The sequence below is a fragment of the Marinobacter salinexigens genome (assembly GCF_008370345.1).
GTDB classification, from domain to species: domain Bacteria; phylum Pseudomonadota; class Gammaproteobacteria; order Pseudomonadales; family Oleiphilaceae; genus Marinobacter; species Marinobacter salinexigens.
This window is the reverse complement of the sequence record NZ_VTUU01000003.1, coordinates 243,740-266,787: the sequence shown is the minus strand read 5'-3', so window position 1 is coordinate 266,787 and position 23,048 is coordinate 243,740. Positions and strand designations below refer to the sequence as shown.

The window sequence follows — 23,048 nt, the reverse complement described above, 5'->3', positions numbered from 1 at the left end:
CGGGTTTCAGCAGGTTGAACAGTATTGACCGCCCCGGTGGGCAAGGGTAGTCTGCGGCGAACTCTTCAGGGATTTGGAGTGCCTCAGGCGTATGGAAGATCACAGTCAGTTTCGTTTGCTGTCCGAGCGGCGGTTCTTTCCGTTTTTTGCGACCCAGTTTGCCGGGGCCTTTAACGACAATCTGTTCAAGAATGCGTTGTTGTTGCTGGTGACCTACAACGCAGGAGGGCTTTTCGGGCTGTCGGCAGATGTGGTGGTGAACCTGGCAGCGATGCTGTTCATCCTTCCCTTCTTCCTGTTCTCTGCCATTGCCGGCCAGGTGGCCGACCGGTATGAGAAATCCGGGGTCATCCGCTGGATCAAGTTTGCCGAGGTGGTGATCATGGGCACCGCTGCAGTCGGGCTTTGGTTTGGCTGGCACGAATTGTTACTGCTGCTTTTGTTCCTCACCGGCGTCCAGTCTGCCTTCTTCGGCCCGGTGAAATACGCCATTTTACCCCAGGCTCTGAAGGAGTCCGAGTTGGTGGGTGGCAACGCCCTGGTGGAGATGGGCACGTTTGTGGCCATTCTGTTAGGGACCCTGGTGGCCGGAGTGATGATGAAAGCGTCCGCTCCGGGACCAGTGGTAGCCGTGGCGGTCGCTCTGCTGGCGATCATCGGACTGGTTGCGGCACTGAAGATTCCAAAGGCCGCAGCAGCGGCGCCGGATCTCAAGATCCGCTTCCGCCCTTTGCAGGAAACCTGGAAACTGATGGCCATCGCCCGGGACAATCACAATGTGTTCCTGAGCATCATGGCGATTTCCTGGTTCTGGTTCCTCGGCGCGGCCTACCTCACCCAGTTCCCGAACTTCGCCAAGACTGACCTGCTGGGCGATGAAACCGTCGTCACCATCCTGCTTGCCATTTTTACTATCGGCATCGCCGCCGGTTCCGTGGCCTGTGAGCGGCTGTCCGGGCACAAAATCGAGTTGGGCATTGTTCCCATCGGCTCGATCGGGCTGAGTTTCTTCGGCATTGATCTGTACCTGAACATTCCAGACCAACCGATACCATCCGACTGGTGGATGATCATCACCGATCCGCACTACCGCCAGGTTGCTATCGATCTTCTGGCGGTCGGCATTTTCGGCGGTCTGTTCATTGTTCCCCTGTATGCCTATGTTCAGCAGGAAACACCACCGGAAACACGGGCCAGGGTCATTGCCGCGCTCAACATATTCAATGCCCTGTTCATGGTGGTCAGTGCCTTGCTGGGCATGGTGATGCTGGGGCTGTTCGGGCTCAGTATCCCGGAATTCTTCCTGGTGCTGTCGATTATGAATCTGGTGGTGGCGGGTTACGTCTACCAACAGGTGCCGGACTTCGCCCTGCGCTTTGTGATCTGGGTTCTGTCCCACACGATCTACCGCGTTACCCATCACAATCTGGACCGGATTCCCGAGGAGGGCCCGGCGTTGCTGGTGTGCAACCACGTGTCCTACATGGACGCACTGGTTATTGCCGGTGCCGTTCGTCGCCCGGTGCGCTTTGTAATGGACCACAACATTTTCAAAACCCCCATCATGGGTGGCTTCTTCCGGCTGGCCAAAACCATTCCGATTGGTCCTAAAGCCAAGGTTCCGGAGATTTACAGCGCTGCCTTCGACCGGATCGACGAGGAGCTGGCCGCAGGCCATCTGGTCTGCATCTTCCCGGAAGGCCGGCTGACCACAAACGGCGAGGTGGACACCTTCCGTCCTGGCGTCGACATGATTCTTGAACGCAGATCGGTACCGGTGGTTCCGATGGCGTTGCAGGGGTTGTGGGGCAGTTTCTTCAGTCACTGCGGAGGGCCGGCATTCAGCCATTGGCCACGGCGTTTCTGGTCCAGAATCCATTTGCTGGCTGACCACCCTGTGCCCGCAGAGCAGGCCAATGCTCAAGTACTCGAAGGCAAGGTGAAGGCGCTGCGCGGCACTGAGACCTGACCCGTTGGCAGGTCGCCGCAGCCGCACAACGAACCGTGCTTTGGGTCAATCACAGAGTCGGGAAGCTGCGTTAGTATCCGGTTAAAAACCAAGAACAAGGGACGCGCTGTGAGACCTCTAAGCCCCACGGATCAACTCTTTCTCTGGCTCGAAAGACGCCAGCAACCCATGCACGTTGGCGGCTTGCAGCTGTTTTCGTTCCCTGAAGGCGCGCCGGATGACTATGTAGCACAGCTGGCCAGCCAGCTCCGGCAACACTCGGTGGTAACTCCCCCCTTCAACCAGCGGCTCAGTTACCGGTTCGGACAACCAAACTGGGTCACCGACGAACACCTGGATCTGGAACACCATTTCCGGTTCGAAGCGCTGCCCACACCTGGCCGCATCCGGGAACTCCTCGCCTTTGTGTCAGCAGAACACTCCCACCTGATGGACCGGGAACGGCCCATGTGGGAGGTTCACCTGATCGAAGGACTGCAAGACCGGCAGTTTGCCCTTTACACCAAGGTGCACCATTCGCTGGTGGATGGCGTATCCGCGATGAAAATGGCCACCCGCATGCTCAGCCCGGACCCAACCCTGAGCGGTATGCCTCCTATCTGGGCACTACCACCCCGGGAGCGAAGCGGATCCGACGATGGCGGACCATCCCTGTGGGGCAGCGTCAGCCACCTGCTGGGTTCCTCCGGGCGCCAGCTGGGCACCATCCCGACCGTAGCCAAGGAACTCCTGAAGACCGTCAACCAGGCCCGCAAAGACCCGGCCTACGACTCCATCTTCCACGCGCCACGCAGCGTTCTGAACCAGAAGATCACCGGCTCCCGGCGTTTTGCCTCCCAGTCCTACTGCCTGAAACGCATCCGCGCTATCTGCGAGGCCTCCGGCACAACGGTCAACGACGTGGTGACCGCCATGTGTGCGTCGGCACTGCGCACCTACCTGATGAACCAGGATGCCCTGCCGGACAAACCGCTGGTGGCGATGGTTCCGGTCTCCCTGAGACGGGATGACAGCGATGGCGGCAACCAGGTAGGGGTCATCCTGGCCAACCTGCACACCGACGAAACAGATGCCGGAGAGCGATTGCTTAAAATCCACCGGGGCATGGAGGAAGCCAAGGAACGCTACCGCCACATGTCACCCGAGGAAATCATTAACTACACCGCGCTGACCCTCGCGCCTGCGGCCTTCCATCTGCTCACCGGCATGGCTCCGAACTGGCAGACCTTCAACGTGGTGATCTCAAACGTACCTGGCCCCAAAGAGACCTGTTACTGGAACGGTGCAAAACTGGAAGGAATGTACCCGGTATCCATTGCCATGGACCGGTTGGCCCTGAACATGACCCTGACCAGCTACAAGGATCAGGTGGAATTCGGGCTGATCGGCTGCCGCCGGACCCTTCCCAGCCTGCAACGAATGCTCGACGGACTGGATGAGGGCCTGGCCGATCTGGAAACCGCTGCCGGGCTGTAATCAGCCGAAGCGGTGTTCCTCGTTGCGAATAGAGATCTGGTCGTTCAGCGTCCAGAAATCATAGAGAATACCCAGCAGGAAGAAGCCACCGGTGAACAGATAAATAATACCGGTGATCCACTTGCCCATGTACATCCGGTGGATACCGAATACCCCCAGGAAGGTCAGCAGCAACCACCCGATGTTGTAGCTGACCTCTCCGTCCCGGAATCGCAGATCCGCCTCCCGATCCATGGCTGGAATCAGGAACAGGTCGATGATCCAGCCTATGAAAAACAGCCCCAGAGTGAAAAACCAGATCGTGCCGGTGACGGGTTTGCCGTAGTAAAAACGATGCGACCCCAGGAATCCGAAGATCCAGAGCAGGTAGCCGAAGACTTTGCTGTGGGTGTCTGGTTTGGTTGTCATGTTCTCTTTGGTCCTCACTTTAGAGTTGGTCTGTATGTTTAGACCCTAGCCTGTCAGGTTTGGTGGCTGGCCGGAGGGGTGATATTTATTCCCTTGGGAAAAGAACTCGCTGCGCTCAAACAGCTTTTCCTGGCGGGAATAAATATCACCCCTCCGTCCGGCAGACTATGAACGGATAGTCAATAAAAGCAAGTTCAAACAACTGCATAACTCGTTCCGGGCAGGCCACTGCTTTGTCAGAAGGGCGCGGGGTGGGGAGGTGTTTTCTGCCGGGAAAATGATGTCTGAGCGCAGCGAGTTCTTTTTCCCAGAAGAAAACACCTCCCCACCCCGCGACCCCACGCCAAAACCCAGGACAATCAGAACTCAGGGCCCCACCTCAGGCGCCGGATCAGGGCCACCCTCGCGAAACTCAGATGCGGATTTCCCGGTCCATTTGCGGAACGCCCGGCTGAAGTTTGACAGGTCCGCATACCCCAGTTCGTAGGCAATTTCGCTGACCGACTGATTAGTGTAACGAAGCAACTGAATCGCCCGGTCTTTCAGAACCGCTTCCAGGATCTCCCGGTAACTGGTGTCTTTCTCCGCCAGCCGACGCTTCAGGGTTCTTGACGACACGCAGAAGCGCTCAGCCATGGCCTCAAGAGACGGAAGCGGGGCGGGCATGGTGCGCAACATATTGCGTACAGCCAGAGAAATGTCCCCCTGCTCTCTGAGCGCTTTCTGCAGTTCGAATTCGCACTGTTCTCTCGCCATACGGGAAGCTTCGGCATCCGCCAACCGCATTCGCACGTCGAGCAGAGCTTTCGGGAACACCATCATTTCGTCAGGCTGATCGTACTCAAAATGCACTGGCAACTGGTTGGCGAACTCACGGTAATAAGCCGGCTCGGGAGTGCTGAGCCTGACGGTCACTCCGGGTAGCTTACCGTCGACCAACTGGAACCCGTGTTTTTCAGCATCGTCCCGGTCCAGTAACTGGTCGGTGAGCAGGATCAGGGTCGCGCTGACCGTTTCCGCCAGGAAAGGGTAGAGGCCGGGAACGTCGAAATCCGAACAAAGTTTTACCAGCACTTCGTCACTGGTTTCGGACTGGCTCATGCTGAGGAAGGGCGCCCGCAGCAGCAGATAGCGGCGCACGGAATCCAAAGCACCCGCGAAGGTTGGGCTGGTCAGTGCCGCAAAGCCAAGGGTTCCGTGAATGGTCACTCGCAGTTCACGGGCGAGCATGAAACTCAAACCATCCTTGCCCGCCAGGTCCAGTGCCCGCTGGGTCATCAGGATGGCGTCCGTCACGAACACCCTGCTGTCATTCTCTTTCAGATCATCCGGAGTGAAGCTCAGGCCTTCATACAAGGGCCGGTCGTTGTATCCCAGTTGTCGGACAGTCTCCGCCATGACCCGCATGTAGACACCTGGCACCAGAAACAGTCCCAGCATCTGCCGTTCTTTATCTGCTCCGGTACTGGCCATAGGGATCCTTGATTAAAGTCTGAAATAACATGATTCCGACTTTAGCAGACACGGAACCTCTCCACACTGGGGCAGCATACCGTTGTCAGGACGTCACCAAAGCCAATCTTGTTCATGGGTTGTCCCATCCTGAACGATGGCCGTCCCTTTCTCGCATTCACCAAACACCTTGCCTCCTCCAGACTGATCCCATGACATCAGCCAAAGTGAGGAGTACACGAATGCTGACCACAAAAACACAAACCAAGGCTTCCGTTGCACATTCCGGTGTATCCCAGACCCCGGATAACGTGTCAATCAAACCCCAGCGTATGGGTTTCGAATTCGGGCAGAAGGTACCCCGTTACTGGCTTGATAACAGTTACACCCTGAGCCACATGATGAACGCGCTGTCTGTGCTTTTCCCTCAGGGTGAGCAGTTCTTCGTAGACTCGGTACGGGCCTATCGCGACCAGATCCAGGATCCAAAGCTCAAGGAAGAGGTTCGTGGATTCATTGGCCAGGAAGCCATGCATTCCCTGGAGCACATTGCCATGAACCAGCACGTTCGTGACCAGGGCATGCCAGTAGAAGAACTTGAGAAGCACCTGGAAGTGGTGCTGGGCATTGCCAAGAAACTGCCAAAACGCCATCAGTTGGCCATTACCTGTGCGCTGGAACACATGACCGCGATGATGGCTGACATGCTGCTGGAGCGGAGCGATGTTCGGGAAGACATGGATGAATCCATGCGCCCACTGTGGATGTGGCACGCCATCGAGGAAACCGAACACAAAGCGGTAACCTACGATGTTTTTCAACAGGTCGGTGGCACCTACGCCGAGCGTGCGTTCTATCAGGTCTTCAGCACCAGCGCCCTGTTTGTGATGGCCGGTTACTTCACCACCCGGATGATGGTCAACGATCCGAAGAATTTCTCCCTCAAGGACAGCGCGAAGGGCCTGTGGCGCATGTGGGGCAAGAACGGCACCTTCTCCAGCCTTATTCCCACCTGGCTGGAGTATTTCAAGCCGAATTTTCATCCCTGGGACCACGACAACAGCGAGCTGATCAGCCGGTTCAAAGCGCAGATCCAGGAACATATCGCGCCCCAGTACAAGAACGGCAACCGTCGCACACTTCAGTAACCCCGAAGACTTATCCGGTCATGACCGGAGTCATCGGACATCGAACCGGAGGCGGGAAACAGCTTCCGGTTCGGTATGTTCAGTGATCCGCCTGATCCACGCCCCGCATGACCACCTCACCTTTACGCCATAATCGCCACTCGCCCGGCTTATACACGTCCCAGGATTCATCCGTAGTCAAAGGCTCGGTCACAATCACGCTGACAATGTCGTTCGGTGTGGTTTCCGATTCAAAATCCACAGTGACGTCTGCATCTTTCAGACGGGCAGGGCCGAACGGTGCCCGCCGGGTAATGCTGGCCATTTTCGTGGTGCAGTAGGTATACAGCCAGTCGCCATTGCTGAGTAACAGGTTGAATACACCTTCACTGGCGTAGGCGCGCGACATCCGGACCAGGCGCTCAATCAGCTCTTCTGTTGGTGTATCGCGATGGCAGTATCGCCTCAGATGGTTGAGGATATCGCAGAAGAGGGCTTCACTGTCGGTACTTCCCACCGGCTCATAAAAACCCTCACTGGCCTGAAAAGACTGCAGTTGGCCATTGTGGGCAAAGACCCAGTAACGTCCCCACATTTCCCGCATGAATGGATGGGTATTGGCCAGGCAGATGTCACCCACATTAGCCTGTCGGATGTGACAGATAGCCACTTCACTCTTTATCGGGTGTGTCTGAACGACTTCGGCGAGACGCGAGTTGGCACTGGCATCGGCGTCGTGAAAGGCCCTGACACCCTTCCCCTCATAGAAGGCCACCCCCCAGCCGTCCTTATGAGGGCCGGTATCGCCACCTCGCCGGGTCAGCCCGGTGAAACTGAAACAGAGGTCTGTCGGAGTATTGGCGCTCATGGCCAGCAGTTCACACATCGAGCAGCATCAGTCCTGAAAGTGATTCACAACTTTCAAGGATACCCGAATCAGCGAGAGCTGCCAGCCAACAGGTCACCTTGCCGGGCAGGCGCGTGGTTGGCCATATCAGCCCCGGCCACCCGGTTGCGGCCGGATCGTTTACCACTGTAGAGGCAGCGGTCCGCAATACTGAACAGCGTTTCCATTTCACGGCCATGATCCGGCCACTGGGCAATACCAAACGACGCCGTAACACGAACATCCGCTTCGCCGTAACTCATAGTGCGGGAGGCGATCCGCTGACGCAGTTCGTCCATCAGTTCAAACGCATCCGCGGGTTTCACATCCCTCAGAATCAGCCCGAATTCTTCACCTCCGAGCCTGCCCACAAAATCGGTTCCCCGCAGCCGCTCGTTCAGGCTCACTGCGATATGCTTGAGCACGTGGTCACCGGCATCGTGACCCAGAGTATCGTTAACCAGCTTGAAGTGGTCGATATCCATGACCACCAACGCAAACCCTGTGCCGCTGCGCTCACACTCTGCAATGGTCCGGCCCAGAGTGCTCTGGAAGCTGCTGCGGTTGGCTAGCCCTGTCAATGCGTCAGTCTGGGCCATGTCCACCAGGCGTTGTTCCGCTTCCTCTCGCTTCACTTCGTAAAGGTGAATAAACCACTGCATCAGGGCTCCGCAAAGCACCAGGTTCAGCAGGTCGATCATTCGGCTGGCTGACCCCACATTGCCCAGATGAATGAAATAGATCACCCCTCCGAGCAGCATGAAGGGCACACTGAGAATCATGCCTTCGTGCTTGCCCAGCAGCAGATAGGACAGCACTGGCATCATTAACACCCAGACAAACGCCGCCACCGATGCCTCTGGCAGCAACATGATGACCAGGAAAAAGGAAAACAGAGTGACCAGGTAAAGGTAAATCCACTGCTGAAGGTGGGGGGTGGTACGAAGCCGCACCATGCCATAGAACAGGGTGGTGGAGGCCGCCAATTCGCTGGCACCGACCCACCAGAAGCCATTGATCATCTGGAGAAAGGCAAACGGCAACAAAGCCGAGCCGGTAACGGCAAAAAGCACCCGCATCAATGAGCGACGGTGGCTATCGCGAAGACCCGAGCGGCTATGTTCAAGTGTAGCCACCAGATCCGTGTGGCGTGGGCAATTCATGCTGATTCATCCCTGTTCCCTGGAGAACAGCAAGTATAGGACGTTTTGGCTGTATGTAAAATGTACAGCAAGCTGAAAAGTCCGGCTCAACCTGCTGTACCGGGATAACCACTCAGACGTACAGGTTTTTCCGGGAGAAACGGGTCACCAGCGGCTGGTAGGCGGAGCCAAGCAAGCGGTTGATGGCATCGATACCCCAGGCATCCGGGCCCACGAGGATACGGGATTCATCCTTCAGGATACCCTTGACGATGATCTCCGCAGCCTTTTCCGGCGTGGTCATCGCCAGCTTGTCGAAGCCCTTGCGCTGGGCGTCAGCGTTCTCGGACTTGCCCATCCGCGCCGCGTTGGCAATGTTGGTGCGAATGCCGCCCGGATGCACACAACTGACCGACACCGGCTGATTTTCCAGCTGCATCTCCTGGCGCAGGGATTCGGTGAAGCCGCGAACAGCAAATTTCGCCGCGTTATAGGCACTTTGCTTGGGGACGCCAATCAGGCCAAAAACACTGGAGATGTTCACAACATGACCATCTCCCGAGGCAATCAGGTGTGGCAGGAACGCCCTTGTACCATGGGCCACTCCCCAGAAATCGATGTCCATGACCCACTTGAAATCATCATCGGTCATCTCCCGAACGGTGGCAGAGAGCGCCACACCGGCATTGTTGATCACCAGGTTGACCTCACCGAAATCCTTCCGGACCGCTTCCGCATGGGCGTAGATGGCATCACGGTCTGACACATCGAGGTGGTAACTCTTCACCTCAGAGCCCTTGAGCGCTTTTACGGTATCCGCGAGTCCTGACTTATTCACGTCAGACACTGCCAACCGGCATCCACGTTTGGCCAGCGCCAGTGCAAGGGCCCGGCCAATACCGGAACCGGCACCCGTGACAACCGCTACCTTATTGTTAAGATCCTTCATGGTCTTCGACCTCTTGTTGGTTTTGTGTCCGGAAAAGCGCTATGGCCATCCTTATTAAAGCAAATACTCTAACAATCGCCCGGCCACTGGATATGGCTCAACAACAGCTCTGTTCAAGGCACTACGGTCACCTCTGACGTATCGACAGGATTTGGGTACAATCGGCTTTCGCCGACTGGCTCTCCGGCAGCGGCGTCAATGTCCTTACTGGCAAACGGAAACTGTTTATGGAATGGAGTCTCACGCATTTCTGGCTGATTCTCGCCCTGGTCCTCGGTCTGGCCGAGCTGACTTCCGGTGTGCTTCTGCTGCTTGCCCTGGCTATAGCCGCCGCTCTGACAGCCGGACTGGCTTTTCTGAACGTGCCGTTTGAATGGCAGCTGGTGGGCATGGGTGTGTTTTCCGGCATCCTGGTGCCTGTCGCCATTCGCTGGATCCGTCCCAGATTCTCCCCGAAAGGTGTGGCCTATGGCACCACCGGGACCGGCGTCGAGCAGGGGCAGCGCTACACCACCCTGAAACGGGATTTCGACGGAGCCATCGGCATCAAGGTAAACGGTGATTTCTATCGCCTGAGAATCAGCGAGACGGGAGCCACCGAGTTACCGGAAGGTACCGAGGTCATTTTTCAACACTTTGACGGCACCACCGCCGTCGTCAGGACTACGTCACACAAGGAGCAGTAACCCATGTTAACGTTTCTCACTCCAGGGCTGGTCATCAGCCTGATTTTTGTCATTGTCGGAATTTTCATCATCGCCAAGGGCCTGGTGATCGTACGCCAGTCCGAAGTGATGGTGATTGAGCGTCTGGGCTCGTTTAACCGGATTCTGGAAAGTGGCGTGAACATCATCATTCCGTTCATCGAAAGACCCCGCCCGATTTCCATGATCCGCTACATCCGCATGGGTGAGGAATACCATCCTGTCAGCAGTGATGAAACCCGCATTGACCGCCGCGAAACGGTTATGGATTTCCCCGGACAGCCAGTGGTCACGACAGATAACGTCACGGTTAACATTAATGGCGCTCTTTACTACCAGATCATCGATCCTCGCCGCGCGGTGTACGAAGTGGCCAACATGAGTCAGGCGGTTGAGGTACTGGCGAAGACGACGCTGCGTTCCGTGGTTGGCAAGATGGAACTGGATAAGCTGTTCGAATCCCGTAGTGAGGTCAACAACGCAATCCAGGCGGAGATGGAAGAGCCTGCGTCCAAGTGGGGGGTAAAGCTCACCCGTGTCGAGGTCCAGGACATCAGCATGCCGGAAGAAGTTGAGGAAGCCATGCGCCTGCAAATGGCCGCAGAGCGCCGCCGCCGTGCAACGGTGACCGAAGCGGAAGGTGAGAAGGCAGCAGCGATTGCCATGGCTCAGGGGCAGCGGGAGTCCGCTATCCTGAATGCCCAGGGCGACAAGGAATCCGCTATTCTGCGCGCTCAGGGTGAGCAGGAGTCCATTCGACTGGTCCTCAGTGCCATAGGCGACACCGAAGAGAACAAACAGACCGTTATCGGCTACCTGCTGGGACAAAGCTACATCAAGGCTCTGCCCACCATGGCCAAGGACGGGGAGCGGGTATTCGTGCCTTACGAATCGTCGGCGCTGCTGGGCTCCATGGGCATGTTCCGGGAACTGGCCGGTTCGCCCGAGGATGCCGTGCGCCATGCCCTGCAGAAAGATGGCCTTCGTGGCGGAGTCGTTGGTTCGGCCGCCAGCCACGGCTGAGAAGGCTACTCCAGAAGGTTATCCAGTGGCTGCTCGTAACTGGGTGCAAATACTTCCATGAAGTAGGCCACTTCCCGCAGACCTTCCTGTTCTAGCCGGCGCCGGATCTGCTCCGCCGCCGGTTCGAATTCCCGGTTTCCCGCCCGGATTTCCGCCTGACACTTCAGCCAGGCGGACAAGCGGTCAGCTGCCTTGATCAGTTCCTTATCCTCTGCCGGCAAGCGGGATTCACGTACGTAAGGTGCAAAATCATCCCGCAGATCATCCGGTAGCAACGCCAGCAATTCTGCCTCTGCCTTGTGCTCAATATCGCCAAAAGCCTCCCTCATCACTTTCGAATGGTACTTCACCGGGGTTGGCAGATCCCCGGTAATCACCTCGGTGGCATCGTGATACAGAGCGGCAGCGGCGATACGGTCAGCATTTACCTGGCCGCCAAAATGGCGATTACGTATGAGCGCCAGAGCGTGAGCCAGGGTCGCCACTTCCCACGAGTGAGTGGCCACATTCTCCTCGATGGCGTTACGCATCAGGCCCCAACGTTTGATCCAGCGCAGCCGGGACACATAGGCAAAAAAATGACTGAGAGAATGGGCCATAGCGTCAGCCTTTAACGGGCTCCCAGAGAAAACTCTACGATGACGTCGCCGGTATCACCCACGCTTGCGTTCCTCGACGGGTCCAGCAGGAACAGTTGGTCTGTCGGCACTTCATGGGTGTCCTGCAGCATCTTCCGGACAGCAACGCCCCGGGCAGTTGCCAGGTTGTTCAGGGCTTCCGGGGGAAGCTCTCGCTCGCCCGCCAGATACGCGGTCCGGGCCACGTCCCATTGTGCATCGGACAGGTCCTGGCCGCCCCGGGTCAGGCTTTCTTTCAGAAGTGCCAAACCGTCGGCTTCCGGAGACACGCCACCGCGAATATTCAGCAGCAGCTCAGGACGCTGCTTCAGGGCGTCGGCCAATGCTGCGAGCTTTTCAGACTCACCTTCGGCGAGATTCACACTGCCCGGACTGAAGCTGACCATCCCCAGCTCTTCACCACTCAGGCCTGCCATTTCCGCAATGGAACCCAGCATGCTGAACGGAGACGCTGCCGCTTTGACCAGCAGGTTTACGAACGCTCGCATCACCACTCTCCCCACACTGAACTCCGGGTCTGAGAGGTCGCCGCTGATTGGCAGATCCACCTCGATCACGCCATCAGTATCCCTCAGCAAGGTCAGCCCTAACTGGACTGGCGCGTTGACGGCATCTTCGCTTTCCACAGACTGCCCCAGTGCCAGCTGATCCATGATGACGATGTTCTCAGCCTCAATGCGGGTACCCGAGATCTTGTAGTCCAGATCCAGATCCAGCTTGCCGCTGTCCACTCCGTAACCCAGGTAACGACCAAAATAGGGTGAAAGCACCGGCAACGACAGGTCGTTCATACTCAGTTTCAGATCACTGAGTTCCTCGGTGCCGAGGGTCCCGATGGTGCCCTGAAAATCCAGATTGGCAACACTGTCCACCCGCCCCTTGATGGCCACTTTACCCTGTTGGGGCGGAATGTTGCTGAGGCCTGTAACCGAGCCGTTCAACTCGTCGAGAGAGGTTGTGAACGCCGGGCTCAGGGTCCGGTCCGTATATCCGATAGCGCCATTTTCCAGCATCACCTGGCCGATTCTGAAGATGAATCCAGGCTCATCCCCGGAACTTGTTTCAGTACCGGCATCGCTGGCCTCGGACGAGTCCGCCCCGGCAGAGCGCGCAATACGCTCTACATTGTGGATGGCATCCGGCCCACGAACTACATTGGCCGCGAGTTGCTTCAGCGTGACCGTACCAATTTCCAGACGTGCCGGGTTCACGTTGTACTCGACAGGCGCTAACTGCAAAGTCTGCCACGACAGCAAACGGTCCTGGTCATCCGGCAGGCCAACGGCAAAGTCCTCAACCTGGGCCGTACCGCTGAACGTGCCGGTCAGCGGCGTTGTCTGGGCATCCAGATCCAGATTACCGTCGACCCCGAGAGTGCCTCCGGCAATGTTCAGGTTGGCCCCTTCCTGCACGTAGGGCTCGACCGCAGCCAGGGCAATGTCCGCGCCCGAAATCGCCGCCTCGAGAGTGAACGGAGCCGGTGTTGCCTGCCCGTTTACCGATAACCTGCCACCACTGGCCAGCGATGCATTCACGCTGTAGGTCACCGGTTCTTCAAGATCATGGGTGACAGGGCCAACCTTCAGCTCGACCTGCTCCAGAGCAAGATCAGCATCGGTCGCCGGCTGACGGTCCAGCCAGTGGACACGGGCACCCGACAGTTCAATACCAGCCACCGACCAGGTCAGTCCCGCTCCTGATGACGATTCGGCTTCCGGGGCTTCCGGAGCCTCGTCACCATCGGTGTTCGACAACGGCTTCAGCCAGTCGATTTGTCCTTCTTCGTCACGCACCAGGGTAACGTCGAGACCATCCAGCGAGATCTGGCCGACACTGGCGTCCATACCCGTCAGGTCGAAGCCAATCTTGTCGATGGCCAGGGTACCTGTGGTCAGACTGGTCGCGTCACTGCCTTCACTAATCGCCAGAGCGAGTTCATCAAGCTCAAGATTGCCGTTGGCGGTACTCAGGAAGACCCCGTCAGCGACCTGAAGCTCATAGTCGGAACTCAGGGTGACCTTACCGCCACGCAGATCATAGGGCAGATAAGGGGCAATGAAGTGCTTCAGGGTCTCATAACCGACACCCGCAACCCTCAGGTGACCTTTCGAGTAAAGCGGGGTGACACTGAGATCCCCTTCCCACTCCACTGTCTGGTTTCCAATGGCCGCCATAAAGTAATAGTCACTATCCCGATCATCCCGCGGCCAGGTAGCAAGATCGTTCAGGGTCAGGTCCAGCGGTGTAATATGGAACTCTGCAGGCTCTGACTGGCTATAGTCACGGAACAACAACTCTCCACCGTCAATGGCGACCTGACCAAAATAGAGCTTGGGCGGGCCGGATGACTCTTCGGCGGCAACGGGTTCCTGATCCGATTCAGCTGTCTCAGGGTTGTTTTCCTGCCAGTCACGGGCAAAGTTGACACCGTAACCCTCAAGCAGGTCCAACCGGATATAGGGCTCCTGCAACCGGATGGCCTCGAAGCCGACAATACCCCGCACCAGCTGGAACACGTTCAGATCCACATGCAGCAGGTCAAAACCAAGCACTTTTTCGCCGCCGGAATCTTCAGCGCTCAAGCCCTCGGTATCCAGAGTCAGCAGGAACGGGTTGAACCGGATATCGGTTACTTCCGCCTGCCAGCCCATGCGCTGATCAAGTTGTTCCGGCAGTGTTTTCTCCAGCCACCAGGGCAGAATCAGAAAGCCTGCGCAAGTGTACAAAACAAACAGCACAACAAATCCGATGGACAGATTCCTCGGTAGGTGACTGCGTTTACTGCTTTCTGCCACAAGGCTCTCCTTAATCGGTAATTCCGCCGTTCTGATTCACAGAGCACCATCTACCCTGATCTCTATCAAGGATAATCGCCTCGTTACCCGTTTGTCAGCCGCCGCTTATGCGACTTTCAGGCAAGGGCGTGTCAATCTCGTGACCATTGACGAAGCGCCCAATGTTCGACACCCCACCCGGAATGATAGCAGCACGGATCAGCTTTATGTCCGAAACACACCACTGACACAGCCACTGACAAGTGAGGGTGAACTCGTTATGCTCGTTGAGCGTAATTCAGTACCAACCACTGCACACTCATTGAGCAAAAGAGAGGCACGAATGGACATTGGCGATATGCGCCGGGATTTCGAGAGTGAAGGACTAGACCGCGATGCCCTGAACAACAACCCGGTGCAGCAGTTTCAGCACTGGTTCGAAGATGCCCGCAACGCCGGGATCCTGGAGCCCAATGCCATGTCCCTGGCGACGACCGGCAGCGACGGCATGCCAGATCTGCGTACCGTGCTGCTGAAATATTTCGATGAGCACGGTTTCGTTTTCTACACCAATTACGGCAGCCGCAAAGCCCTCGAAATGGAGGAAAATCCTCGTGCCGCCCTGCTGTTCCCGTGGATTGGACTGAACCGACAGGTACGTATTCAAGGCGCGGTCGAAAAGGTCAGTAAAGCTGAGTCCCTGCGTTATTTCGCGTCACGCCCGAGAGGCAGCCAGATAGGTGCCTGGGTTTCTGAGCAGAGCAAAGCCATTACCTCCCGGGGTCTGCTTGAACAGAAGGTCGCCGAAATAAAACGCAAATTCAGTGAAGGTGATATCCCATTGCCCAGCTTCTGGGGCGGCTATCGGGTCGTTCCCGAACGAATCGAGTTCTGGCAGGGCCGCCCGAGTCGCCTGCACGATCGTTTTGAATACGTGAGGGATGGCGATGACTGGCTTATCCAGCGCCTCCAGCCCTGATCCTGCCATATGGATCTGTCGCCAGGGCGAGATTGAAACAACGGATTTGCCAGACTGGCTGAGCGAAACAGAGCGATCTACCGTCAGCCTGTTTTCCGGCCCCCGGCGACGGGAATATCTGGCGAGCCGCTGGCTGCTCCGCCAGGCCATTGCCGGTGCCAGTGGCAAAGATGCCGCCGTGTGCCGTCCTGTCCCGGGCCGGCCCATTGAGTCGCAGCATCCCACTGGCTGGCGACTCAGCCTCAGCCACAGCAACGGACTTTGCGCCTGTGCCACCAGTAGCGTGGGTGTGATCGGGCTGGATATCGAACCTGCCGAGCGGCATCCACAATGGCAGAAAGTGGTAAAACGATGGTTTACCGCCCATGAGCAGGCCTGGTTACTTGGACGAAATCAGCCCGACCAGTTCCTGACCGTGTGGACGCTCAAGGAAGCCTGGCTGAAAGCCACAGGGCGCGGTATTGCCGGCAATCTGCAAACTCTGGAGGTATCTCCTGACTTCCGGCTGGCTGGTGATCAATCTGAACCCGACTGGTACGCCAGCTGCAGCCGGGTCGGCAACTTTCTGGTGACACTGGTGTTCCGGACCGCCGGAGCCGCCACACCTCCGGTTATCCGTTTGCTGCCGGAGCCGCCAGGTAGTCTGGAGCTGGCGCCCGCCTCAGCCGACACCCAGCTCGTGAAGCCTCTGGTGTTTACGGCAATCACCCGGCGTTCTGACTAAGGAGAGTTCATGACCAACACGGAACGCTGTTCCTGGTGCGGCAACGACCCGCTCTACGTTCGCTACCACGACACCGTCTGGGGGCGCCCGGAATACGACGACCGGGCACTGTTTGAAAAGCTGTGCCTGGACGGCCAACAAGCCGGTCTGAGCTGGATCACCATCCTGCGCAAACAGGGCACCTACCGGGAAGCCTACGACGACTTCGATCCGGAAAAGATCATCCAGTACGACGACGAAAAGGTTGCCCAATTGCTGGAAAATCCCGGCATCATCCGCAATCGCCTGAAGGTGCAATCGGTCATCAAGAATGCGCGGGGTTATTTGAAAATCCTGGAAGATGAAGGCAGTTTCAGCGATTTTCTCTGGTCTTTCGTGAACCATTCACCCATTCAGAATCGCTGGACGAGTATGAGTGATGTACCGGTTACAACACCAGAATCGGAGGCGATGTCGAAGGCGCTTAAACGTCGCGGCTTCACCTTCGTTGGCCCGACTATCGTCTATGCCTTCATGCAGGCAACCGGCATGGTGAATGATCACCTGGCACAGTGCCCACAACACTCGGCCTGCAGGGAACTTGCGCTCTGATTCGCTGTTTCCCTGATGAAAGGTGATCGGGTGGCGCCCAGAATGAATAACCCGTGCAGGGCCGGCCAGCCGGGCGCCCCGATCTGGAGGCAAGACGTCCTCCATTACCAGCAGGCGGAGCGACCGGTTCCGCCTGCCGGTAATCCTCTTACTCGATAGATGCCGCCACGATGGCATATTCGTGGTTGTGCGGCTCTATCAATACGCCGTGCAGGGCACTGATGGCGCTTTCGTAGTGGTCTTCATCAATCACAAACTGGATATCGACCTGGCGCATGCACTGGTGAATGGCCAGTACGCTGATATCCACATCCGCCAGTGATTTCACAGAACGGGCCAGAATACCCGGCACTTTCATGTCACTGCCGATGGCGGATACCAGCGCCACCTTACGGGTACTGATTTCGCCGTTCGGGAAGGCTTCTTCCAGCGCCTTGACCACACGTTTGACGTGCTTGAGCGTGGTATCCACATAGTGGGTGATGGTATTGGCGTTGGTGTCCTTGGACATGAAACGCACCTTGAAACGGCTCAGTACGTCCAGAATCTTGCGGTCTGAGCCAGGCTCGCCCTGCATGTCCTGATCGAACACTTCAATGGCAAAGACACCTTTGGCACCGGCAATGATCTCCACCTGGGCCGTCTCGCTGACGTAATCCCCGGTGATCAGCGTTCCGGTGTGCTCCGGCTCAAAGGTATTCATCACCCGGAGCGGAATTTCATTCTGACGCAGGCCTTTGCCGGCACGAGGGTGAATCGCTTCCATCCCCAGGTTAGCCAGCTGGTCAGCAACGTCGTAATTGGTCCGCCCCAGGGGTACCACCTTGTCTTCGCCAACGATGTTGGGATCGGCGGAACTCAGGTGGTATTCCTTGTGAATGATCGCTTCGCGAGCATTGGTCATCACCGCAACACGGCTGAAGGTCATCTCACTGTAGCCCCGGTCGAAGGTACGCATCAGACCTTCTTTACACTGGGCGTAACCGGTGCAGATCGGCAGTTCCCGGCTCAGATCGATAGCCTCAAACGCCTGTTGAAGCTTCTCGTCCAGCGGCAGCAGCTCAGCATCACGCCAGCCGGTCAGGTCGACAAAGCGAGCGTTGACGCCTTCCTGCTGAAGCTTCAATGCAGTGTTAAAAGCACTGTGGGCCTCACCGATACCCGCCAGCATCTCGCGCACCGTCAGCAGGTGCTCTTCAAGCTGAAACTGACCGTAGGAACACAGGCGCTGCAGATCAATCAGACAGCCACGGACACCCTCTACGCGATCAGTGATGAACTGGTCTGCCTGGTTCTTGAGCATCGGGTCTTCAAACAGCTCGCCGTTAATGTCGGTGAGAAACTTCACCAACTTGGAGAGGTCGTCGCCCCAGGCCCAGTCGGACTCGGCATCGGCGAACAGGGCGTAAACGCCCGGTTCACCGGTTTTCTTGTGTTCAAGCAATTCGTTGGTGACGCCACCATAGGCGGATACCACGAAAATTCGTTGATAGAGGTCGTCCTTGTGGCGGTCACCAAAAATGATGTTGTCGCGCACTGCCTCATAATTGCTCATGGACGTACCGCCGATTTTCTCGACGGTGTGTTGTGCAGTGGTCATAGGGTTGCCTTCGCTACCTTGCAGAATGAATAGTCGTGAACAGCGGGCGCCTCAGGACGCCTCGCTCACACCTTCCTGCATGATCTCGTCAACACTTTCCGCCAGCAGTGCAACACCCTTCTTGAGGTCTTCCTCACTGGTAGTCAGCGGCATCAGGCACTTGATCACTTCATCGTTGGGACCACTGGTTTCGATAATCAGTCCACGTTCGAAGCAACGACGGGTAATCGGACCGGTCAGGTCAGCGTCTTTGGCCTCAATACCACGCATCAGACCACGACCTTTTACGTGGAACTCACCCGGATACTTGTCACAGATGGTCTGCAGGGCATCACCCAGCACTTTGGTCTTGGCCTTCACTTCGTTGGCGAAGGCGTCGTCCTTCCAGTAGGTTTCCACGGCCAGACGAGCGGTGATGAACGCCATGTTGTTACCGCGGAAAGTACCGTTGTGCTCACCGGATTCCCAAACGTCCAGTTCAGGCTTGAACAGTACCAGTGCCATCGGAAGACCGTAGCCACTCAGGGACTTGGACACAGTCACGATGTCCGGCTTGATGCCGGCAAATTCGAAGCTGAAGAACTCGCCGGTACGACCGTTACCTGCCTGGATATCATCCAGAATCAGCAGGATGTCATGCTTCTCACACAGCTCAGACAGCCCTTTCAGCCACTCAGCACGGGCAGCGTTCAGACCGCCTTCGCCCTGAACCGCCTCGACAATGACTGCCGCCGGCAGCTCAACACCGGAAGAACTGTCAGACAGCACCTTGTCCATAATCTTCAGGGTGTCGACATCTTCGCCCAGGTAACCATCGTAGAACAGGAAGTCCACATTGTTCAGCGGCATACCGACACCGCCACGGTGGTGCTTGTTACCGGTGGCAGCAACGGCGCCGGTGGTGACACCGTGGAAACCGTTGGTGAAGGAGATGATGCCGGTACGGCCTTTCACCTTACGGGCCAGCTTCATGGCCGCTTCCACACAGTTGGTACCGGTAGGGCCAGTAAACTGCATCTTGTAGTCCAGTCCACGCGGATCAAGGATGTACTTCTTGTAGGACTCCATGAAGTCATGCTTGGCAGTGGTGAACAGATCCAGCCCCTGGCTCACACCATCCGCCTCGATGTATTCGATCAGGGCTTTCTTGAGAATATCGTTGTTGTGGCCGTAGTTCAGGGAACCGGCACCGGCCAGGAAGTCCAGATATTCCTTGCCATCTTCGGTGTACAGATGCGCGTTCTTGGCGCGGTTAAAAATCACCGGAAAGGCACGGGAATAAACACGTACTTCGGATTCAGTTGACTTAAAAATTTCCATTGTCTTGCCTCTTAGCATTTCAGGTTCGAGGTAGATGCGCGGCAGCCTGTCGGTAAAACATGTCGGTCGCGACAAGCCCGCCGTGCGTTGGTTTCAGCCTTGGATAGCAGACCCACCTCGGGTGGCCTGCCGGCTACTCCAATCACAGTCATTCACGACAATCGTCGTGAGTTCAGGCTCTCAGACAGGCTTCTTGAAAGGCCCGATACGCAGCAGGAATTCAGAATCGTGCTTCCCGCCAAAGTGGGCGTCTTTCTCGAAGTGCTCGTGATAGGTGAGTTCGGCCCCCATATCACGTGCGAATGAACGGAACAGAGCCCATGAAGCCTCGTTGTCTGCGGTAATGGTTGTTTCCATGTGAGTGACGCTCTTGTAGGCATCACGGGAAACAATGTCATTCAGCATCCGCTTGGCCAGGCCCTGTCCACGACCTTTCTCGTGAACCGCCACCTGCCAGACAAACACGGTCTCGGGCTGTTGGGGAGGGATGTATCCGGAGATAAAGCCGACCAGATCGCCGTCCTTCTCCGCGGCCACGCCGGTGTCGGCAAAGTGGCTGCACTGCAACAGGTTGCAGTAAATCGAGTTGGGGTCCAGCGGCGGGCATTCAGCCACCAGCTGGTTAAGCCGGAAGCCATCATCCTTCGTCGGTACGCGCAGGGTGATGGCGGTGGTATTCGAACCTTCAGATGTCATAACGTGATCAATTCGCTTCAAAAGTTAGTGCTGAATTATATAGACCACAAAATATATTTCAAGTTGGGCCGCTTCCGGCGACAACAAGATGCCCTTCAGACACCCTAAGAATAGACCAGATTGCATCAACTGGAGGTGACAACTTTATGAACATCATGAAGGGAACAGCATGTTTTCCGCAGACAGCTCAGTACCGCTCAGAATGCGATTTCTATAGGACTCCGCCGCTTCAGTCCCGGCAGGCCAGAGATGATCAAAGCGGTCCAGCCAGGCATCATGGTCGAAAGGCACTGGCACCAAGGAAACCGCCATATCCGCGATATTCCGGCTCACCAAAGCCGTTTCGGGAGCTGGCTCTAGCGCTATCCGGACCAGTAGCCCCCGGGGATCATCCCGGAGATTGCCCATGCCCGCCGAACCGTTATTGGCCACCATCCGGTCACATCCCGCAACCCGCGAGCTCCAGATCAGGGGCAGGCAGGTATGGGTGCAAATGATGGCATCTGCACCCGCCACCTCCAGCCAACACTTCACCTCTGAATCTTTTCCAGCACTAAAGGATTCGTGTGACAGCCCCCAGCCGGCAAGGGATTCCGGGTCGCCATGCAAAACCAGAATCTTTAGGCCTCCAAACATCAGGCAGCGATAGCGAGGCAACTTGGCCAGTTGTGCCTGCAAGTCGGGATGCTTGTCCGCAATGCCCTGAAGTCTGACCATGATCCGGTTGGACCGCTCAACCACCCCCTGATCCACGAACGACGGGTAGGCGCAACCACAACCGGCACCGTCACTGGGGTTGGCCAGCTCATACTCGACATTACCCAGACTCGCAGTGTGATTCAAAACCCTCTGGTTTATGTCCCGGAACAACTCATCACTGGCGTTGAACCAGTTGAAGTCGCCGTTGAACACCAGCCGGACCCGACGTCCCAACCGCTCCTCTTGCGCCGCCATACGCTCAATTTCATCCAGCGCGAAAGGATTGCCGTACAGCCCGCCCACCACATAAATCACATCCTCGGTAACAGGCTCGGGCTCCCGGCACAGAGTTGCCGGATCATAACGGTACGCAAGAGGGCAACTCCGTCCTTCAGTCATCGCAAATACCTCAAGCCTCCCCTGCGGCCAGTGAACGCCCCGCCAACCGGCGCAGCAGCAACGGCAGGAAAAAGCCCGCACTGCAGATCAGGAAGCCATAGGCGTTCACACCCAGCAACATGGCGTACTTGCCGTCACCAATCGCCCAACTGGCCGGAATCATTCCGGTGGCCAGCAGAATCCCCAGGCCAATGCCGGTCCAGAAACTGAGATGGAAACTCCAGGGCGACCAGCGGGTAAAGCTGTAGAACAGAAACACCGGCGCCAACCCCATCACCATGGTGCCGGAAATGGTGGTGGCCTTGAGGATATCCGTGCCGGCGAACATCGGCAGGTTACCCAGCAGCGCAAACACCACCATCACCACCGCTCCCACACGCATACTGGGCAACCGGTCCCGGGCCCGCTGCGCGAGATTGGGCAGATCCACCGCCAGCGACTTGGCCAGGGAGGTAAATGTGGAATCCAGCGTGGACCCCGCCGAGGTCATCATCACGACGCTCATAAAAAACAACGCGGCCAGCCCCAGCGACTGCCCGACCGCCGCCGGCGCATTACCCATCGCCTCAATGCCGTTTAGCCGCGCATGCACACCCACCAGGCTGAAGATAAACACCGCCACAAACCCGAGCAACCCCGCCACCACGAAACTCTTGAGCATGGTTTTTTCTTTGTTCACAAAGCCCCGATCAGTCAGTACCGGGTCATGGAACGGATAGCTGAACAGCTGCAGCAAAGCCACCAGCAACAGATCAAAACCTGCTTCCAGACGAAACTCACCATTAGTCAGCAACGCACTGGTGTCGTTGGCCGGAATAATCAGGAACAACACAGCCCCGACAAAGAACACAAACACAAAGGCCTGAATCACATCGGTAAAGATCGACGATCTCAAACCGCCCTTGAGGCTGTATGCGAGGGTGAATGCGGTAAACAACATCGCCGCTGCGTAGTACTCCCACTCACCGGGCAGCCCGAAGTAACCACCAACAACGGCGGTGTTGCTCCACACCTCGTTGTACAGCCGGATCAGAATCGCCGCCGCAAACGCCAGCGACGCCAACCGCCCAAACCGAGACGTCAGAAACTCCTGCAGACTCCGCGCCCCCGTCTGCGTACGGATCAGGTAAATGACGTACCCCGCCACTGGAATCGACAGCCAGTAACTGGCATACGCCAGACCACCAACCACCCCATAGGCAGCCCCCAGATTGGCCGCATTCGTCACCGACTTGGCAAAAATCCAGCTGATAAAAATACTGGCTGTCAGTGACCACTGACCCACCGGGTTCCCCTGATCATCCGCCCCCCGGTAAAACGACGCCGCATTCCGGCTGCGAGGCGACAGGGCATACATCACCACACCGTAGGCCAAGAGAAATCCCCAGAACAGGGAAGCTTCAGTAACATTCATCGTCGTTTCCTATCCTTTGTTTTCCGGGACTATTCCCGTGTTCTTATATCTGGAGCTACCGGCGCTGGCAGGTTGGGG

Annotated in this window: 20 protein-coding genes; 8 read left to right on the top strand and 12 right to left on the bottom strand. The window is 57.1% G+C overall.

The genetic code is table 11. The features are described from left to right. Positions 1–91: 91 nt before the first annotated feature. Positions 92–1,969 (top strand): MFS transporter, encoded by a 1,878-nt coding sequence (locus FWJ25_RS08510; RefSeq protein WP_149599839.1) that lies wholly within the window; start codon positions 92–94, stop codon positions 1,967–1,969. Between the two features lie 108 nt (positions 1,970–2,077). Next, entirely contained in the window at positions 2,078–3,445 is a 1,368-nt protein-coding gene (locus FWJ25_RS08505; protein ID WP_149599838.1) for a WS/DGAT/MGAT family O-acyltransferase, read from the top strand. On the opposite strand, the gene FWJ25_RS08500 is transcribed toward FWJ25_RS08505, so the two are convergent. Both FWJ25_RS08500 and FWJ25_RS08495 read right to left on the bottom strand, forming a co-directional pair. Next, positions 3,446–3,853, bottom strand: a complete 408-nt coding sequence (locus FWJ25_RS08500) for an NINE protein (RefSeq protein WP_149599837.1) — start codon at positions 3,851–3,853, stop codon at positions 3,446–3,448. A 366-nt stretch (positions 3,854–4,219) separates the two neighbouring features. Further along, complete coding sequence (locus FWJ25_RS08495) at positions 4,220–5,326, bottom strand: helix-turn-helix domain-containing protein (protein ID WP_149599836.1); 1,107 nt, start codon at positions 5,324–5,326, stop codon at positions 4,220–4,222. Positions 5,327–5,547: 221 nt separating this feature from the next. Between FWJ25_RS08495 and FWJ25_RS08490 the strand changes: the two genes are divergently transcribed. After that, positions 5,548–6,453 (top strand): metal-dependent hydrolase, encoded by a 906-nt coding sequence (locus FWJ25_RS08490; protein WP_149599835.1) that lies wholly within the window; start codon positions 5,548–5,550, stop codon positions 6,451–6,453. Positions 6,454–6,532: 79 nt separating this feature from the next. Here FWJ25_RS08490 and FWJ25_RS08485 read toward each other — a convergent pair whose 3' ends face one another. From FWJ25_RS08485 to FWJ25_RS08475, 3 genes are all read right to left on the bottom strand, one after another. Further along, positions 6,533–7,318 carry a class II glutamine amidotransferase gene (locus FWJ25_RS08485; protein ID WP_149599834.1) on the bottom strand — a complete coding sequence of 262 codons (786 nt, stop codon included), beginning with the start codon at positions 7,316–7,318 and terminating at the stop codon, positions 6,533–6,535. Positions 7,319–7,368: 50 nt separating this feature from the next. Next, entirely contained in the window at positions 7,369–8,481 is a 1,113-nt protein-coding gene (locus FWJ25_RS08480) for a GGDEF domain-containing protein (protein ID WP_149599833.1), read from the bottom strand. Between the two features lie 112 nt (positions 8,482–8,593). After that, the gene (locus FWJ25_RS08475) at positions 8,594–9,409 is read right to left on the bottom strand and encodes an SDR family NAD(P)-dependent oxidoreductase (protein ID WP_149599832.1); all 816 of its coding nucleotides are present in this window, start codon (positions 9,407–9,409) and stop codon (positions 8,594–8,596) included. A gap of 227 nt (positions 9,410–9,636) precedes the next feature. On the opposite strand from FWJ25_RS08475, the gene FWJ25_RS08470 reads away from it, so the two are divergent. Then, a complete protein-coding gene (locus FWJ25_RS08470) occupies positions 9,637–10,095 on the top strand; it encodes an NfeD family protein (RefSeq protein ID WP_149599831.1) in 459 nt (152 codons plus the stop codon). 3 nt (positions 10,096–10,098) lie between these two features. After that, positions 10,099–11,136 (top strand): SPFH domain-containing protein, encoded by a 1,038-nt coding sequence (locus tag FWJ25_RS08465; protein ID WP_149599830.1) that lies wholly within the window; start codon positions 10,099–10,101, stop codon positions 11,134–11,136. A gap of 5 nt (positions 11,137–11,141) precedes the next feature. Here FWJ25_RS08465 and yfbR read toward each other — a convergent pair whose 3' ends face one another. Beyond that, positions 11,142–11,735 (bottom strand): 5'-deoxynucleotidase, encoded by a 594-nt coding sequence (yfbR, locus tag FWJ25_RS08460; protein WP_149599829.1) that lies wholly within the window; start codon positions 11,733–11,735, stop codon positions 11,142–11,144. 11 nt (positions 11,736–11,746) lie between these two features. Then, on the bottom strand, positions 11,747–14,569 hold the full coding sequence (locus FWJ25_RS08455; RefSeq protein ID WP_149599828.1) for a DUF748 domain-containing protein: 2,823 nt from the start codon (positions 14,567–14,569) through the stop codon (positions 11,747–11,749). Between the two features lie 322 nt (positions 14,570–14,891). Between FWJ25_RS08455 and pdxH the strand changes: the two genes are divergently transcribed. The 3 genes from pdxH to FWJ25_RS08440 are packed head-to-tail and all read left to right on the top strand — an operon-like array spanning position 14,892 to position 16,842. Beyond that, the gene (gene pdxH, locus FWJ25_RS08450) at positions 14,892–15,527 is read left to right on the top strand and encodes a pyridoxamine 5'-phosphate oxidase (protein ID WP_149600069.1); all 636 of its coding nucleotides are present in this window, start codon (positions 14,892–14,894) and stop codon (positions 15,525–15,527) included. Then, complete coding sequence (locus FWJ25_RS08445) at positions 15,496–16,251, top strand: 4'-phosphopantetheinyl transferase family protein (protein ID WP_149599827.1); 756 nt, start codon at positions 15,496–15,498, stop codon at positions 16,249–16,251. Before pdxH ends, FWJ25_RS08445 begins: the two co-directional genes overlap by 32 nt. Positions 16,252–16,260: 9 nt before the next feature. After that, the gene (locus FWJ25_RS08440; RefSeq protein ID WP_149599826.1) at positions 16,261–16,842 is read left to right on the top strand and encodes a DNA-3-methyladenine glycosylase I; all 582 of its coding nucleotides are present in this window, start codon (positions 16,261–16,263) and stop codon (positions 16,840–16,842) included. A gap of 148 nt (positions 16,843–16,990) precedes the next feature. Here FWJ25_RS08440 and FWJ25_RS08435 read toward each other — a convergent pair whose 3' ends face one another. The 5 genes from FWJ25_RS08435 to FWJ25_RS08415 form a co-directional block, all read right to left on the bottom strand. Further along, the gene (locus FWJ25_RS08435; protein ID WP_149599825.1) at positions 16,991–18,442 is read right to left on the bottom strand and encodes an aspartate kinase; all 1,452 of its coding nucleotides are present in this window, start codon (positions 18,440–18,442) and stop codon (positions 16,991–16,993) included. Positions 18,443–18,493: 51 nt separating this feature from the next. After that, positions 18,494–19,762 carry a diaminobutyrate--2-oxoglutarate transaminase gene (gene ectB, locus FWJ25_RS08430; protein WP_149599824.1) on the bottom strand — a complete coding sequence of 423 codons (1,269 nt, stop codon included), beginning with the start codon at positions 19,760–19,762 and terminating at the stop codon, positions 18,494–18,496. 180 nt (positions 19,763–19,942) lie between these two features. Next, positions 19,943–20,458 (bottom strand): diaminobutyrate acetyltransferase, encoded by a 516-nt coding sequence (ectA, locus tag FWJ25_RS08425; protein ID WP_149599823.1) that lies wholly within the window; start codon positions 20,456–20,458, stop codon positions 19,943–19,945. A 153-nt stretch (positions 20,459–20,611) separates the two neighbouring features. Further along, the gene (locus FWJ25_RS08420; protein ID WP_149599822.1) at positions 20,612–21,556 is read right to left on the bottom strand and encodes a hypothetical protein; all 945 of its coding nucleotides are present in this window, start codon (positions 21,554–21,556) and stop codon (positions 20,612–20,614) included. A gap of 10 nt (positions 21,557–21,566) precedes the next feature. Further along, entirely contained in the window at positions 21,567–22,970 is a 1,404-nt protein-coding gene (locus FWJ25_RS08415; protein WP_149599821.1) for a sodium:solute symporter family transporter, read from the bottom strand. Positions 22,971–23,048 lie beyond the last annotated feature (78 nt).